Annotated in this window: 15 protein-coding genes; 4 read left to right on the top strand and 11 right to left on the bottom strand. The window is 61.7% G+C overall.

Features of this window, described 5'->3' with window-relative positions; translation table 11 throughout:
• Positions 1-176 precede the first annotated feature (176 nt).
• Together IWX85_RS06915 and IWX85_RS06910 are read right to left on the bottom strand one after the other, a co-directional pair.
• A complete protein-coding gene (locus IWX85_RS06915) occupies positions 177-737 on the bottom strand; it encodes a transcription termination/antitermination protein NusG (RefSeq protein ID WP_036807186.1) in 561 nt (186 codons plus the stop codon).
• A gap of 739 nt (positions 738-1,476) precedes the next feature.
• Positions 1,477-2,319, bottom strand: coding sequence for a M48 family metallopeptidase (locus IWX85_RS06910; RefSeq protein WP_196869242.1), 843 nt, complete (start codon positions 2,317-2,319; stop codon positions 1,477-1,479).
• Positions 2,320-2,350: 31 nt separating this feature from the next.
• On the opposite strand from IWX85_RS06910, the gene IWX85_RS06905 reads away from it, so the two are divergent.
• From IWX85_RS06905 to IWX85_RS06895, 3 genes are all read left to right on the top strand, one after another.
• Positions 2,351-3,736: an MFS transporter gene (locus tag IWX85_RS06905; protein ID WP_196869241.1), complete on the top strand. Its 1,386-nt coding sequence runs from the start codon at positions 2,351-2,353 to the stop codon at positions 3,734-3,736.
• Positions 3,737-3,897: 161 nt separating this feature from the next.
• Entirely contained in the window at positions 3,898-4,620 is a 723-nt protein-coding gene (locus IWX85_RS06900) for a response regulator transcription factor (RefSeq protein ID WP_196869240.1), read from the top strand.
• Between the two features lie 7 nt (positions 4,621-4,627).
• Positions 4,628-5,959 (top strand): ATP-binding protein, encoded by a 1,332-nt coding sequence (locus IWX85_RS06895; RefSeq protein ID WP_370584236.1) that lies wholly within the window; start codon positions 4,628-4,630, stop codon positions 5,957-5,959.
• A 236-nt stretch (positions 5,960-6,195) separates the two neighbouring features.
• Here the strand turns inward: IWX85_RS06895 and waaF are convergent, their stop codons facing one another.
• The 4 genes from waaF to IWX85_RS06875 all read right to left on the bottom strand — a co-directional run bounded on the left by waaF (position 6,196) and on the right by IWX85_RS06875 (position 9,188).
• On the bottom strand, positions 6,196-7,218 hold the full coding sequence (gene waaF, locus IWX85_RS06890) for a lipopolysaccharide heptosyltransferase II (RefSeq protein WP_196869239.1): 1,023 nt from the start codon (positions 7,216-7,218) through the stop codon (positions 6,196-6,198).
• Positions 7,219-7,447: 229 nt separating this feature from the next.
• Positions 7,448-7,657, bottom strand: a complete 210-nt coding sequence (locus IWX85_RS06885; protein ID WP_036807201.1) for a zinc-finger domain-containing protein — start codon at positions 7,655-7,657, stop codon at positions 7,448-7,450.
• A 51-nt stretch (positions 7,658-7,708) separates the two neighbouring features.
• Complete coding sequence (locus IWX85_RS06880; protein WP_196869238.1) at positions 7,709-8,650, bottom strand: branched-chain amino acid transaminase; 942 nt, start codon at positions 8,648-8,650, stop codon at positions 7,709-7,711.
• A 124-nt stretch (positions 8,651-8,774) separates the two neighbouring features.
• Positions 8,775-9,188 carry a glycerate kinase gene (locus IWX85_RS06875; protein WP_196869237.1) on the bottom strand — a complete coding sequence of 138 codons (414 nt, stop codon included), beginning with the start codon at positions 9,186-9,188 and terminating at the stop codon, positions 8,775-8,777.
• A 225-nt stretch (positions 9,189-9,413) separates the two neighbouring features.
• On the opposite strand from IWX85_RS06875, the gene IWX85_RS06870 reads away from it, so the two are divergent.
• Positions 9,414-9,659 (top strand): hypothetical protein, encoded by a 246-nt coding sequence (locus IWX85_RS06870; RefSeq protein WP_196869236.1) that lies wholly within the window; start codon positions 9,414-9,416, stop codon positions 9,657-9,659.
• A gap of 115 nt (positions 9,660-9,774) precedes the next feature.
• Here the strand turns inward: IWX85_RS06870 and IWX85_RS06865 are convergent, their stop codons facing one another.
• The 5 genes from IWX85_RS06865 to IWX85_RS06845 form a co-directional block, all read right to left on the bottom strand.
• On the bottom strand, positions 9,775-10,575 hold the full coding sequence (locus IWX85_RS06865; RefSeq protein WP_370584235.1) for a metallophosphoesterase: 801 nt from the start codon (positions 10,573-10,575) through the stop codon (positions 9,775-9,777).
• A 34-nt stretch (positions 10,576-10,609) separates the two neighbouring features.
• Positions 10,610-11,989: a DNA repair protein RadA gene (gene radA, locus IWX85_RS06860; RefSeq protein WP_196869235.1), complete on the bottom strand. Its 1,380-nt coding sequence runs from the start codon at positions 11,987-11,989 to the stop codon at positions 10,610-10,612.
• Between the two features lie 108 nt (positions 11,990-12,097).
• On the bottom strand, positions 12,098-13,474 hold the full coding sequence (locus IWX85_RS06855) for a bifunctional DedA family/phosphatase PAP2 family protein (protein WP_231379595.1): 1,377 nt from the start codon (positions 13,472-13,474) through the stop codon (positions 12,098-12,100).
• A 50-nt stretch (positions 13,475-13,524) separates the two neighbouring features.
• Positions 13,525-14,130, bottom strand: coding sequence for a phosphatase PAP2 family protein (locus tag IWX85_RS06850; RefSeq protein WP_196869234.1), 606 nt, complete (start codon positions 14,128-14,130; stop codon positions 13,525-13,527).
• Positions 14,131-14,246: 116 nt separating this feature from the next.
• Complete coding sequence (locus IWX85_RS06845) at positions 14,247-14,603, bottom strand: diacylglycerol kinase (RefSeq protein ID WP_196869233.1); 357 nt, start codon at positions 14,601-14,603, stop codon at positions 14,247-14,249.
• Positions 14,604-14,808: the final 205 nt, after the last annotated feature.

The following is a 14,808-nucleotide window of genomic DNA, read 5'->3' as shown; positions in this document are numbered from 1 at the left end:
CCTGCTGAAACCTGAAAGTGGATGGCTGCCGCAGTGTTTCTGGCTTTTTAAGGCCTAAAAACACTTTTCTTCTTCTTCCTTTACGCCCATTCAACCGATTTCAACCCTGTTTAGCCTGTCAATACAAACAGCACAGTCCAGACAACGCTGTCCTTGCTTTCTTTTAAAAGGAATGTTTATTGATCCAGCAGTTCTACCTGGTGGTGTTCCAGCTGCAGTTTTTTCTCTCGGCCCAACAGTTGAATCAGCAAGGTGACGCGTTTGCTGGAAACCGAATGAACCAGACCTTCAAGACCATTCAAGCCGCAATTTTGCAGACGCACCCTGAGTCCGGGCTGAAAAGGGCTGGTTTGGCCCGCATCGACCTGATTCTGCGCACTTTCCAATGCCTTGAGCATGCAAAGTTCTTCTGGTTTCAGCCTGGCAGGAATCAAGCCGAACCGAAGGACAAAGGAAATACCGCGTGTGGAGCTCACCACTGAGATGGATTGGCCGGCATGTGCGGGCCTGAAAAAGATATAGCGCGGAAACATGGGCTGCCACACCGCCATCAAGCCCTCTGGAGATTTCTTGAATGTTTTATATTGGCAAAGATAAACCTCAAACCCCTGAAGTGCCAGGTTGATCTGTGCAAGCTGCTCACGCTGAGGCTGGGTATATGCAACATACCAGCCCGGCTCGTCCGATTCTCCCTTGGCAGGCTCGGAAGGTTCAACACGTGACAGCGCAATATTCATTCCCTCAACTCCCTTGTTCCGTATTTTTTATTTAAAGCAATTAACTTTAATTTCAGTAGCAAACCATGCGGTTTCTTATTAAAAACTCTCGTAGGCTTATTTATTCTTTAATTACCCAGCATTCCTGGCTACTGCCATGCATTTTTGCAAATCCTTACCGGAAAAACTGTTGATTAAATTCTGCCACCGGAAACGTACAAATGCACAACTTTTATCTTGGAGTTGGGTATATGAGAAATAGTTAACTTGTTTGCCCGTGTTCAGGCATTGCGAAAGGGATTTTCAGAGGGACCGGAAGATCGTCAAATTGCGCTGATGAGCTTGAAAATAAATGTTTCTATGTATCTAAGTCGTTACTATGTGTAATCAAAGGATTTCGTTTTAAGTTTCGATCGGTTCGAAGCGTTCGAAGACAGGTGCAAGCACCTTGCTGAAAATTCCTTCAAAGGATTTTTAACGTGCGCGGCGCAGAAAAGCCGGCGCAATCGCAAGCGCATGGAGGCTTGCAAACTGCGAATTTTCTAACGGGGATAGCCCGGCGCTGATGGCCGAATACTTTTCCAGCGTGCTTGGCATCAGCCCTGCCACAGAATTGCCGGAAATTGCGGGGCGGCTTGGGGCTTGCCACCCTGGGGCCGGACCTGAGGATTGGGAAAAGCTTTGCCAGCCTGGGTCAGAACCAGCCGAGCGTGCAGGTCACGCAGGCGCACGAGGCAAAAACGGGGCGCCCGGAAGTCGGCTAACTGCGTGCCCGCTGGTACAAGCCCTGGACCTTGGGCACATTGGACTGGAGTTCCTGGATGCGCTGCGGACCCGAGGGGTGGGTCGACAAAAAACTCGGCCCACTGGCGCCGCCGCCGGCCTGGGCCATTTTTTGCCACAGGCTGACGGCGGCCTGCGGGTTGTAGCCGCCGCGCGCAGCCAACTCAAGGCCGACGAGATCGGCATCGCTTTCATCGTCACGGCTAAAGCGCAGCGTGAGCAATTCGGTGCCGACATTGGCGGCCACGTTGCCCAGCTCGCCCAGCCCCAGCAACTGCGCGCCCAGCGACAGCAGCGTGCCGGTTCCCTGGCTTTTGGCAATGCGCGCACGGGCGTGCTCGCGCAGGGCATGGGCCATCTCGTGGCCCATGATCATGGCCGCCTCGTCGTCGGTGAGTCGGAGCTGCTCCAGGATGCCGGTGTAAAAAGCGATCTTTCCGCCGGGCATGCAAAACGCGTTGATCTGCTTGCTGCCAATCAGGTTGACTTCCCAGCGCCATTGCCGTGCGCGGTCATTCCACTGCGTCGTAAACGGAATCAGCCGCCGGGAAATGGCGCTCAAGCGCTGCAGCTGTGCATTGCCCGCTGGCGCCAGCGCACCTTGCGACCTGGCTTCGGCCAGGAGTTTTGCATATTGCTGGACAGCGGCAGATTCGAGTTCTTCGGCCGGCACCAGGTTGCGCAGGCTTGACGACCGGCCCACGTCCACCTGGGCGAGCAGGGGCGCAGAGACCAGCGTGGCGGCCGACCCGGCAGCCGCCAGTAAAAAGCCGCGCCGGCCCGACCAGGCAGAGTGTTTGACATCGCATAAAAAGCACATGCGGGAATAATAGCCACAAACTGCAACCCCTATGTCAGACAAAACCTTTTCCTCTCCTCTCACCACCTCGCCATCTTCTGCAGCCGCCGGGCCTGCCCAAAGCGCGCCTGCGCCAAAGCCTGGCTGGCGCGAGGTCTGGCGCGTCTATGCGGAAGCGGCCACGCTGCGCATGCTGCTGCTTGGTTTTTCGGCCGGGCTGCCGCTGCTGCTGGTGTTTGGCACGCTGAGCTTCTGGCTGCGCGAAGCGGGCATTGACCGCACCACCATTGGCTACCTGAGCTGGGTCGGCCTGGCTTACGGCTTCAAGTGGGCCTGGGCGCCGCTGGTCGACCGGCTGCCAATTCCGCTGCTCACGCGCTGGCTGGGCCGGCGGCGCAGCTGGCTGGTGCTGTCCCAGGTCACCATCACGGTGGCCCTGGTCTGCATGGCCCTGACTGACCCCAAGCTGGCATTGCTGCCGGTGGTGTGGTGCGCGCTGGCCGTGGCCTTTGGCTCGGCCACGCAGGACATCGCGCTGGATGCCTACCGCATCGAATCGGCCGACATCCAGCGCCAGGCCGCGCTGGCCGCTGCCTACCAGACCGGCTATCGGCTGGCGATGATCTGGTCGGGTGCCGGGGCACTGTGGATTGCCGCGCGCGCGGAAATCGTCGGTGTGACGGCCTACCAGCATGGCGCCTGGCAAACGGCTTATCTGGTGATGGCGGCGTCGATGCTGCTGGGCGTGGTGACCGTGCTGTTTTCACCCGAACCGCAGCGCCGCGAACTGCCGCCCAGCAAGAACGCCGCCGACTGGCTCAGGGGCGCGCTGATCGAGCCGTTTGCCGACTTCCTGCGCCGCTACGGCAAGCAGGCGCTGCTGATCCTGGGCCTGATTGCGATGTACCGCATCAGCGATGTGGTGATGGGCATCATGGCCAATCCGTTTTACGTCGACATGGGCTATACCAAGGACGAGGTGGCCACCGTGACCAAAATTTACGGCGTCATCATGACGCTGGTCGGCGCCTTTCTGGGCGGCGGGCTGGCAATGCGCTTTGGCGTGATGAAGGTGCTCATGCTGGGCGCGGTGCTGAGCGCTGCCAGCAACCTGCTGTTCGCCTGGCTGGGCACGCGCGGCCATGACGTCACGTCGCTGATCTTCGTGATTTCGGCCGACAACCTGTCCAGCGGCATAGCGTCGGCCGCCTTCATCGCCTATTTGTCGAGCCTGACCAACATCAACTATTCGGCCACCCAGTACGCGCTGTTCAGCTCGATGATGCTGCTGCTGCCCAAGACGCTGGCGGGTTATTCGGGCGTGTATGTGGATGCGTTCGGCTACAGCAACTTTTTTACAGCCACGGCCCTACTGGGGCTGCCGGTGCTGCTGCTGATTGGACTGGCTTCACGTTCAAAGACGGCGCCAGCGCAGTAACTACCCATGCTCACAGCTATTATTTCAATAGCATATCGAAATAATTTTTTACGCCAACTTTACGGCGGCTTCAAGCGTAATTGTTGCGCCCGGCGCACCATGGAAAATCCATGGCGCCGCGTCCTGAGAAAGGATGCGCCATTCCAACAAGAGGACCGTCCATGACACAGCAACTTTTGATGATCGAAGACGACACCCGACTGGCCACGATGGTGGGCGAATACCTGCGCCAGTCCGGCTATGCTTTTGCGCATGCCGCCACCGGTGCCAGTGGCCTGCAAGCGCTGCAGGCCAAACCGCCGGACCTGGTGATCCTGGACCTGATGCTGCCCGACATGGACGGCCTGGAAGTGTGTCGCCGCATCAAGGGCCAAGATGGCGACGCATCCCGCACCGCCGTGCTGATGCTGACTGCCAAAGGCGACCCGATGGACCGCATCGTCGGCCTCGAAATCGGTGCCGATGACTACCTGCCCAAGCCCTTCGAGCCGCGCGAGTTGCTGGCGCGCATTCGCGCTGTGCTGCGCCGGGGTGGCGACAGCGGCGGCGGCAATGGCGTTTCGGCGGGCAGCCACAAGGTGATGCGCTTTGGCTCGCTGGAGATCGATCGCGATGCGCGCTCGGTGTCGGTGTCGGGCAACCCGTGCGATCTGACCTCCTACCAGTTCGACCTGCTGGTGGCCCTCAGCGAGCGCGCCGGCCGCGTGCTGAGCCGCGACCAGATCATGGAAGCCGTGCGCGGCCGCGAACTCGAAGCCTTCGACCGTTCGATCGACGTGCACATGGGCCGCATCCGCAGCGCCATCGAGCTGGACGCCAAGGACCCCAAGCGCATCCTGACGGTGCGCGGCGTTGGCTACGTGTTTGCCAAGCAGCAAGACTGAGCGCCGCGTGAGTTCGCAAATCTGGTCCCGGTTCACCTCGCACCTGTATGTGCGCATCTGGCTGGCCGTCGTGGCCACAGTGGTGGTGCTGACCTTTCTGGTCGCCGCTGCCTGGCATTTAAGCACTGACCCGCCACAATTGCCGATACGGGAAGTGCTGGTGCACAACGCCGTGGGCGAGGTCATCGGCAAGGCCCAGACCAAGCCCGACCGCCAGCGGGGCGAAGACATCGAGTTTGAAGTGCTCACCAGCGACGGCCAGACACTGAACCTGCTGCTGCCCCGCCCGCAACGCCCACCCGGCAGCGCCTGGAACCGCCCGCCGTTCGGCTTCAGCTTTGGGTGGATGCTGGGCCTGGTCGGGCTTGCCGTGGCCATGGGCGCCTACCCGGTGATGCGGCGCCTGACGCTGCGGCTCGAAGCCCTGCAGCGCGGCGTCGAGCGCTGGGGCGCGGGCGACCTGTCGGCGCGCATCAACACCGAAGGCCACGACGAAGTGGCTTTCCTGGCCCGGCGCTTCAACCATGCCGCCGAGCGCATCGAGACGCTGATGGACTCGCACAAATCCTTGCTGGCCAATGCGTCGCACGAATTGCGTTCGCCGCTGGCGCGCATCCGCATGGGACTGGAACTGATGGAGCAAGAGGCTCCCGCGCTTGTCGCTTCGCGTACTGCGCTGCCCCCCGAGGGGGCTGGCCTTGCTTCGCGGCGGCCGTTGGCTGGCGCTACTGCCAGCAAGCAAAAGGCCGAGATTTTGCGCAGCATCACCGAGCTGGACCAGCTGATCGATGAAATCCTGCTGGCCAGCCGGCTGGATACCAAGCAGGCGGACGCCGAACCGTTCGAGACGCTGGACCTGACAGGCCTGGCCGCCGAGGAATGCGCACGCGTCAATGCCGAGCTGATGGCAGAGCTGCCATCCGGGCCGGATGCGGACCACAGCCTGACGGTGCAGGGTTCGCCCCGGCTGCTGCGCCGGCTGATCCGCAATCTGCTGGAAAATGCGCGGCGCTACACCCATGGCGACATCACGCTGGAGCTGGACCAGAGCGGCGCAGGCCAGCAGCAAAAGGCCAGGATCCGCGTGCACGACCGGGGCCCAGGCGTGCCGGCCGACCAGCGAAAGCGTATCTTCGAGCCGTTTTACCGGCTGCCCGGCGCCAGCGAGCGCGAAGGCGGCGTGGGCCTGGGGCTGGCGCTGGTCAAGTCAATCAGCGAGCGCCATGGCGGCACCGTGCGCTGCGAGGCCCGGCCGGGCGGTGGCGCCTCATTCATTGTCGAGCTGCCCGTGGGTGAACCCAACCGTGAATTAGTTCACGAAACTGGAAGTTTCAATTAAAAATACGAAAATCCCCTCTTTTAGGGATGTTCGTACCACCCAAGCTGAAGCACAGTACAGGTGTTGCTGTCACAACACTGGAAATCAGAAAAGATTAACAAAAATTCGGCCAGGGCTATCGAACAAGAAAGATTCAGCGCCTCACCACACAAGATTTTTCTGAGAGGACTTTTACAAGGCCACCGCAAGGTGGCCTTTTTTTGCCTGCTCATTGCGGCAATACCTGCAACACTTTTTCACACCGGCAGCACCCATTCACTGGAATGAAGCGCCGTCAGCACCCGCGCTGCGTCGATGTCATTCAGGCAGCGCGTGTGCCCCAGCGGACACTCGCGTGCAAAGCACGGCGAGCAGTCCAGGGGCGGGTGGTAGTCGGGGTCGGCTTTCAGCCAGAGCATGCGGGCATGCGCATTCAAGGGCGGCGTGTGCAGCGGACTGGACGAGCCAAAAATAGCCACCTGCGGCACGCCCAATGCGGCCGCGACATGCATCAGCCCGGAGTCATTGCTGACCGTGCTGCGGCAGGCAGCGATCAGCGCCAATGCTTGCGGCAGCGAGGTTTTTCCCGCCAGGTTCAGGCATTTGCCCAATTGCTGCGCATTCACCGGCGCGGCAATCTCGTCGCACAGCGCCGCTTCCTTGCCGGAGCCGAGCAGCACGACTGTCGCGTCCAGCTGGGCGGCCAGTTCTGAAAAATGGCGGGCGGGCCAGCGCTTGGCGGGGCCGAATTCGGCCCCAGGCGCAAACACCACATAGGCACCGCGCGACAAGCCCAGTTCGCGCAAAGTGGCCTCGACCTGCGCCGCCTCCAGGTGCATTTGGGGCCGGTCGCCCTCCAGACCGCTTTCCCCGCTCAGGGCCGAATAAAACGCCACCATGGGTGGCTTGTTTTTCGGGTTTTTCAGCCGGTGCGTGAGCAGGCCGACACGCGCCTCGCCCAGGTAGCCGATGCGCTCGGGGATGCTCGCCAGAAACGGCAGCAGCGCGCTTTTCAGCGAATTGGGCAGCACATAGGCCTTGTCGAACTGCCCTTCAAGGCGCCTGGCAATGCTGCGGCGCGCCTTGAACTGCAGGCCGCCATGGGCGAACGGGAGTTCGATGACATCAGCCACCTGCGGCATGGCGCGGTACACCGGCGCCACCCACGGCAAGGCGCCGACCGTCAGGCGCTCGCCGCGCGCAGCCAGACGGCGCAGCAACGGCTCGGTCATGACCGCGTCGCCTATCCACTGCGGCGCGATGACGAGGGCGTTGGACATTCAGGGTTTAGCGCCGCACACCAGCGGCGGAGCGTGGGGGCGCCCCTCTCCCCCAGCAGGGGCCGCAGAACCGGCTTTGCCGGGTCGCAGGCGCAACAGCCCTCTCGGGGGGCGGCGACCCGCGCAGCGGCTGAGCGTGGGGGCAACATCTACGGCTTTGCCGGGCCGCAGGCGCAGCGGCCCCCTTGGGGGGCAGCGCAGTACGCGCAGCGACACGCGTGGCGGCTTGTTAATGGCCACCGCCAAAGTGTTCACCCGCCTTGAGTTGGTACACGGTGCCGCAGTAAGAGCACTTGGCCTCGCCGGTGCGTGCCACGTCCAGGTAAACCCGGGGGTGGTTGTTCCACAGCGTCATGTCGGCCTTGGGGCTGGGGCAGATCACACAGCCCTGTGCATTGAGGTCGCTGGCCAGCAGCTCGATGGTGGATGATTGACTCATGATTTCAGGCTTCGCTTGTTGTTTTGACGTGGAGGGGTTGAAATTGACTGTTCAAACCTTGGTCAGCCAGGAAGCGTACTTGGGGTTGCAGCCATTGACGATGTCAAAGAATGCAGCCTGGATTTTCTCGGTGATCGGGCCGCGCGAGCCACTGCCGATTTCAATGCGGTCGAGCTCGCGGATCGGCGTCACTTCAGCCGCCGTGCCCGAGAAGAAGGCTTCATCCGAAATGTAGATTTCATCGCGGGTGATCGGCTTTTCCTTGATGGTGATGCCCAAATCCTCGCAGATGCTGAAAATCGTGTTGCGCGTGATGCCGTTGAGCGCGCCGGCGCTGGAGTCCGGCGTGTACACCACGCCTTTGCGCACGATGAACAGGTTCTCGCCCGCGCCTTCGGAGGCAAAGCCCTGCGGGTCCAGCAGCAGCGCTTCGTCGTAGCCTTCGTCGGTGGCTTCCATGTTGGCCAGGATCGAGTTGGTGTAGTTGCTCACCGCCTTGGCATGGATCATGGTGATGTTGACGTGGTGGCGCGTGAAGCTGCTGGTCTTGACGCGGATGCCGCGCTTCAATCCTTCCTCGCCCAGATACGCGCCCCAGGTCCAGGCGGCGACCATCAGGTGAATCGTGTTGCCCTTGGGGCTGACGCCGAGTTTTTCGGAGCCGATCCAGGTCAGCGGGCGGATGTAGCCGCTTTCGAGCTTGTTTTCACGCACCACGGCGAGTTGCGCGTCCATCACCTCCTGCGGCGTGAACGGGATCTTCATGCGCAGAATCTTGGCGCTGTTGAACAGGCGCTCGGTGTGCTCCTCCAGCCGGAAAATCGCCGTGCCGCCGTCGGGCATCCTGTAGGCGCGCACGCCTTCGAAGGCGCCGCAGCCGTAATGCAGGGTGTGGGTCAGCACATGAATCTTGGCATCGCGCCACTCGACCATCTGGCCGTCCATCCAGATTTTGCCGTCGCGATTTTCCATGGAGGGTGCTGCTGGGGACATGAGTGATCCTGTGGTGAGTGAAAGGGGTGGGCCTGAACACGGGCTTGGCCCGCTGCCCGCTTCCTGCTTCCTGCTTCGCAAAAAACAGCCGGCGCAAGCGGTGACAAAACCCGAAACAACGATTCTAAGGCGCGGGCGGCAGCCCGTTTTCAGCGGGCCGAAACAACTCGTGATGCGCCAGCTTGCCACCGACAAACGTGCAGGTGACATGCGACTGCGTGCCGTCGGTCCAGCGAAAGACTTCGGGTTGCACGTCTTTTTCGGACTGCGGCTTGCCCAGCGCCCGCGTCATGGCAATCACATGCATCAGGTTCACGCCGGGCTTGAGCTTGGCGTTGAGCATCACGGCGCTGCCCACATAGCCTATCGGCCGGTCGGCCGCGCGCCTGAGGACGGTCATCATGCGGGTGAAATGCAGCAGCATCCACATCACCAGACCGGTGGCAACCGCCACCACCCCAAGCCAGCCATACTGCCGGTAAGCCAGCGCGACCGCCACCACGCCAGCGACAGGAATAAAGATTTTCTGAAAGTTCATGGCCTTATTTTCGCAGCCCCGGCGGGCCGCCGGCCTGCGGGGAATGCGTAGCGGCAACGGTTAATTTTTTCAAGGCATTTGTTCTGCGCGGGAACGCCTCGGTCCGTCGGCTGGATCCGTCGCCCTGGCGGGTGCCGCCGCTGGGCAACATCTGCCGCCAACCAATCAGCGGACAAATTCTTCAGGAGCGCCTGCGGACAGCGCGACGGGTTTACGATGCGGGCGATGGATGAACTCAACCAGCTTGCATCTTTAGGACTTGTCCTGCCCAGCCCGGCCTACATAGGGGGCGCTATTTTGTTCGGCATCATTGGCTACGTGGCGTTCAGGCGCGGCCGCAAGACATCGACCGCGTCAATGACCTGGACCGGTGTGGCGTTGATGCTCTACCCGTATGCAGTGCCCCAAACCTGGCTGCTCTGGGCGGTCGGCGCGGGTTTGTGCGGATGGCTTTATGTCAAGTGGAACTGAGCCGGGGCGCGGTAACCGACGGCGCTTTCCAGTAGCAGCGCAATTCGGACAGGCTACATCTGATCTTTAAGCCTTTTAGGGCTTTTGCGCATATAGAGCTTGCGCAAGCAGCTATTTATTTTGTAGCAAAATGCGAAGTTTTCAGTTTGCGCGTTTGGCAAATCCCGTTGCCAGCGCATGTGCCCAGTCTGCCCGGCCGCGCCGCCACTTCAGCTTGTGCCAGGTGGTTGTACGGCACGGCGCGCAGATCGACCTGCCAGTCCTGACCGGTTTTTTCCAGCACTGCATAGCGCGCATGCGGGGCGCCATTTTCAATTACGTGCGGATTAGGACGGTCGTCGTCATAGGCCGGCAGGCCCACGCTGCCAGGATTCACGACCAACACGCCGCCACACTGCACCAGCCGCGGCACATGCGTAGGGCCGCACAGCAGCACGGGATGTGTGGCCTGGCCCAGCCGGGCCATTGCTTCGGCGAGCGTAGCGGCCCTCACGCCGGTGCTCTGGCTCTGCGCAAAGCCGGGCACCACGGTTTCCAGCCAGTGCTGCAGGTCGCTGTCCGGCGTGCCGTGACACAGCCAGATGTCACTGTTCAGGGCCATGGAGACCGGCAGGGATTCGAGCCAGGCCATGTGGTTTGGCAACAACCGCGTGGCGGCGTAGCCATCGGAAGTAACCGGGTCGATCAGCGCGGCGGACCGGGCCAGCAAGGCCAGCAGTTGCCGCTCATGGTTGCCACGAATCGTCGGAAAGTGCTGTGCCATCAGCGAATCCGCTGTTTCAGCGGGCTGTAACGGGCCACTCAGCATGTCGCCCAAGTTCACTGTCTGCTCAACGCCTTGCCGCGCGATGTCAGCCAGCACGGCTTGCAGCGCCAGCAAATTGCCCTGAATATCTGAAATGACCGCGATTTTCATGGTGTGCTTTTGGCTGCAAACATACTTGGCCAGTTCACTGCAAGCTGCGCACCAAATCCAGTGCTTCCTCGATCCGCTCGACCGGGTGGATGGTCAGTCCCTCAATCGGCTTTTTGGGCGCATTCGCCTTGGGCACGACGGCCACGCTGAAGCCCAGCTTGGCCGCTTCGCGCAGCCGCTCCTGGCCACGCGGCGCGGGACGCACCTCGCCCGCCAGGCCGACCTCGCCAAATGCCAGGAAACCCTTGGGCATGGCCTTGCCGCGCAGGCTGGACGCAATCGCCAGCATCACTGCCAGGTCGGCTGCCGGCTCGCTGATGCGCACGCCACCCACGGCATTGACGAACACGTCCTGGTCCATGCAGGCGACGCCGGCATGGCGGTGCAGCACCGCCAGCAGCATCGCCAGCCGGTCCTTGTCCAGGCCGACGCTGAGGCGGCGCGGATTGGCGCCGCCGTCATCGACCAGCGCCTGAATCTCGACCAGCAGCGGCCGCGTGCCTTCGAGCGTCACCATGACGCAACTGCCGGGCACCGGCTCGCTGTGCTGGCTCAGGAACATCGCGCTCGGGTTGGTCACGCCCTTGAGGCCCTTTTCGGTCATGGCAAAGACGCCGATTTCATTGACCGCGCCAAAGCGGTTCTTGATGGCGCGCACCAGCCGAAAGCTCGAATGCGTGTCGCCCTCGAAATACAGCACGGTGTCGACCATGTGCTCCAGCACGCGCGGGCCGGCCAGCGCGCCGTCCTTCGTCACATGGCCGACCAGGATGATGCACACGCCGCTGGACTTGGCCGTGCGCGTCAGGTGCGCCGCGCATTCACGCACCTGCGCCACCGAGCCGGGTGCTGACGTCAGCAGGTCGGAATACACCGTCTGGATCGAATCGATCACGGCAACCGCTGGCTGCGTGCCCTCCAGCGTCGCCAGGATCTTGTCGAGCTGGATCTCGGCCATGACTTTCACCTGCGAGCCGTCCAGCCCCAGGCGGCGTGAGCGCAGCGCTACCTGCGCGCCGCTTTCCTCGCCGGTCACGTACAGCGTGTTCAACCCGGCACGCTGCAGCGAATCGAGCGCCTGCAGCAGCAGCGTCGATTTTCCAATGCCCGGGTCGCCGCCGATCAGCACCACGCCGCCTTCGACGATGCCGCCGCCCAGCACCCGGTCGAGTTCCTCGTGGCCGGTCGGCGTGCGGCTCATGTCGCTGGCCTCAATGTCGGCCAGCGCGGTGACTTCAGACGCTTTTGCCAGCCCCTGGCGCTGGGTGCTGTAGCGGTTCTTGACAGCGCCCGGGTTCTCGGCAACCGACTCGATCAGCGTGTTCCAGGCGTTGCAGTGCGGGCACTTGCCCAGCCACTTGGGGCTGATGCCGCCGCATTCGGTGCAGGTGTAAATCGTTTTTTCTTTGGCCATGCGCCTAGTGTATTGACGGCGCGCCCAGGCCAGGTCAGCCTGGCCGTCGGTGCCGTTGAAGTCATTGACAGGAACCGGGCATGCCTGCACGGTGCCGGCCTTGCCTCGTCAGGATTTTTTGGCGGCAAGGCGATGCGCCCAGTAAGTGTGTATTCCGGTGAGGCACAGCGTCAGCCAGGCAATGCCTTCGGCAAATGCGGCCAGCACGTCGCTCAGGTAATGCACGCCCAGGTACACCCGCGTCAGCGCCACCAGCGCCACCAGCGTGAAGGCGCCCAGGATTGCCGTCACGCGCCAGTGCCAGACCGGGGTCCTGGCCACCACCATCGCCGCCATGACGCCGTAAAACAGCGTGGCGCCGGCCACATGGCCGCTGGGAAAGCTGTAGGTGGTCAGTATCAGCAAGGGGTCGTCAAAGCTCGGGCGGACACGGTGAAAGGCGTACTTCATGACAACGTTGAGCAGCATTCCGGAAGGCACTGTCAAGCCGACACACAGCAGCCAGTACCAGTTTCGCTTCCAGGCCAGATAGGCAGCCACCCATATCACCCCCGGCACAATCGCAATGGGGCCGAGAATGTTTGTCGCCGCCAGCATCGCCCCGGTCATCAGCGGGGTGGAGTGCGCATGAAACCATTGCGCCACCTGCAGGTCGATGACGGTGAGCGGGTCGCCGCTCACCACGTCCTCGGCAATTCCACCGAACAGCCAGCTCGCGCCGATCAACACTGCCGCCCCCACCGTCAGCTGCAAGCCCAAATAGCTGGTGGGCGAGAACCTGTCCTGGACAAAAGAAATCTGCGGTGCGAAGCGCTGGCGCACTGCACTGATGCGTGGACGCTCCAGAAAGCGGCTCCATGCTTGCCCCAGGACAGCTTCATGCCGGGTCGCCCAACGCCATAGCCAGGAAACCAGCAATGCGACCACCACCAGGCCGCCGACGATGGCGCTGGCTCGTCCAATCCAACGTTCAGCCGTTTGCCAGCTGGCACCCAGAAAGTAACCGAGTAACGCCACCGCAGATGCCCAAAGTACCGCGCCAAGCACGTTGTAGGGCAAAAACGTTCGGTAAGCCATGTGCGAGGAGCCGGCCAGAAAGGGCACCAGCGCTCGGGCAAAACCGACGAACCGGCCCAGGAACACTGCCTTGCTGCCGTGCCGCGCAAAAAAGTCATCAGCGCTTTGCACGCGCGCCTCGTTCAGGCCAAAACGCCCGCCGTAGCGCAACAGGGCCGGGCGCCCCATCTGGCGGCCCATTTCATAGCCGATGCTGTCGCCGATGGCGGCCCCGACCGCCACGGCGACGATGAGCACATCGAGGTCCAGAGAGCCCTGAGCGGCCAGAAAACCGGCCACCAGCACCAGGCTCTCGCCAGGAATGACCAGCCCCAAAAACGCCGCCGATTCCAGCATTGCACCCAGGAAAATGATGAGGTAGCCCCACTGCCCAAGCCGCTCAACCACATTGACCAGGTACTGCAACATCGACTTTCCTGCGTTGTTTTGGGCATGAGGGCCCGGTCACCATTAGTGGCTCAGCGGCGAATCCAGCCATGCGAGATGGGTTGCGCCAGAACGAGCCGGTAGAACTGCTCAATCCGCCACGTAACGGCCTCGCCAACCCTGAGCCACATCATGTGGATGGCAAGCCAAGCAAGGATTGCCACGGCCACAGCCCCCACCATATCCAGCGGAAAGTGCACGCCCAGATACACGCGTGCCCACGCCACAACCGCACCGGCTGCAAGAACGCTCCAGCCGATCAGTGAACGCACGGAATTGAAAACCAGCGTCAGCCCGATACCCACAAAAATAGTGGCGTGATCGCTGGGAAAGGACGAATCAGCTGCGTGCGCCATGAACGAATGGCCAAAGCCCATCATGAAGGGCCGCGGATGAGGCCAGAGCAAAATAATGATTTGATTCATTCCCAATGCAAGCAGCACCACAAAGCACCCTTTGAGCGCCAGGTTGCGTTGCCTTTCTTTTCCCCAACACCACAGGCCAATCAACGCCAACGGAATCAGATAGATTAAGCCATTCGCCAGCAGAATCGCCGTGCCGATCCGCCAATGGGGCGTGTTCAGGTCGGCATTGATGCCCAAAAAAGTTGCCAGGTTGAGCGCTTCCAGAGTGTCCATCGAGGTTTGGTGGGTTTAGAGATGCGAGCCGAATGGCGGGAAGGCACTCAAGCGGTTCATGGCCTTGTTTCGTCATCAGGGCCAGAGAAATTGCGATCAATGTTTTGATAAATAGTCTACGCGAGCCAGGTCGATGCCAGGAAGGTAATAAATACGCCAAATCCCGTCAGACTCAACACCAGCACCGCGCCGGCCGCGCAGTCCTTGGCAATTCGAATCGCATCATGCTGTTCCGGATGAAGATGGTCCAGCGCATTTTCCAGCGCGGTGTTGAACAACTCGGCCGCCAGCACAAGGCCGCAGTTCATCAGCAGCAACGCCCACCACACCAGGGCCGGGCGGCGCCACAGCAGGAGCAGCAACACGCCGGCGGCCACCACCGACTGCTGGCGAAAACTCGCTTCGCCGCGCCATGCGCACACGATGCCTTGCACGGCAAATCCGGCACGTTGGCGAAAAGACTGGTTTTTCATGGCGGGTTCTGGTTGATTTCTGAAAGCCGGACCGACGTGGGGGCTGGATGCGCCGGTGCACGTTGCACGCATTTCATGGCGTCGGTTGTCGTCTTTTACACCTTCTTTTTTTTCGTCGTTTGGTGCCTTTCCCGGTGCCAGTCGGCATCGAGGAGGCAAAGTGACGCCGGCAGCGCGGACACGTTGTAGCATTCCTGTCTGCCTT

This window comes from Polaromonas sp. CG_9.11 (genome assembly GCF_015752225.1).
Taxonomy (GTDB): Bacteria; Pseudomonadota; Gammaproteobacteria; order Burkholderiales; family Burkholderiaceae_C; genus Polaromonas.
This window is presented reverse-complemented; position numbering and strand designations above follow the sequence as displayed.

Excerpts from the sequence above, each read along its gene's own strand:
- IWX85_RS06915 (WP_036807186.1), bottom strand. The coding sequence starts at position 737 with ATGAATATTGCGCTGTCACGTGTTGAACCTTCCGAGCCTGCCAAGGGA.
- IWX85_RS06910 (WP_196869242.1), bottom strand. The coding sequence starts at position 2,319 with ATGTGCTTTTTATGCGATGTCAAACACTCTGCCTGGTCGGGCCGGCGC.
- IWX85_RS06905 (WP_196869241.1), top strand. The coding sequence starts at position 2,351 with ATGTCAGACAAAACCTTTTCCTCTCCTCTCACCACCTCGCCATCTTCT.
- IWX85_RS06900 (WP_196869240.1), top strand. The coding sequence starts at position 3,898 with ATGACACAGCAACTTTTGATGATCGAAGACGACACCCGACTGGCCACG.
- waaF (WP_196869239.1), bottom strand. The coding sequence starts at position 7,218 with ATGTCCAACGCCCTCGTCATCGCGCCGCAGTGGATAGGCGACGCGGTC.
- IWX85_RS06885 (WP_036807201.1), bottom strand. The coding sequence starts at position 7,657 with ATGAGTCAATCATCCACCATCGAGCTGCTGGCCAGCGACCTCAATGCA.
- IWX85_RS06880 (WP_196869238.1), bottom strand. The coding sequence starts at position 8,650 with ATGTCCCCAGCAGCACCCTCCATGGAAAATCGCGACGGCAAAATCTGG.
- IWX85_RS06875 (WP_196869237.1), bottom strand. The coding sequence starts at position 9,188 with ATGAACTTTCAGAAAATCTTTATTCCTGTCGCTGGCGTGGTGGCGGTC.
- IWX85_RS06870 (WP_196869236.1), top strand. The coding sequence starts at position 9,414 with ATGGATGAACTCAACCAGCTTGCATCTTTAGGACTTGTCCTGCCCAGC.
- IWX85_RS06865 (WP_370584235.1), bottom strand. The coding sequence starts at position 10,575 with ATGAAAATCGCGGTCATTTCAGATATTCAGGGCAATTTGCTGGCGCTG.
- radA (WP_196869235.1), bottom strand. The coding sequence starts at position 11,989 with ATGGCCAAAGAAAAAACGATTTACACCTGCACCGAATGCGGCGGCATC.
- IWX85_RS06855 (WP_231379595.1), bottom strand. The coding sequence starts at position 13,474 with ATGTTGCAGTACCTGGTCAATGTGGTTGAGCGGCTTGGGCAGTGGGGC.
- IWX85_RS06850 (WP_196869234.1), bottom strand. The coding sequence starts at position 14,130 with ATGGACACTCTGGAAGCGCTCAACCTGGCAACTTTTTTGGGCATCAAT.
- IWX85_RS06845 (WP_196869233.1), bottom strand. The coding sequence starts at position 14,603 with ATGAAAAACCAGTCTTTTCGCCAACGTGCCGGATTTGCCGTGCAAGGC.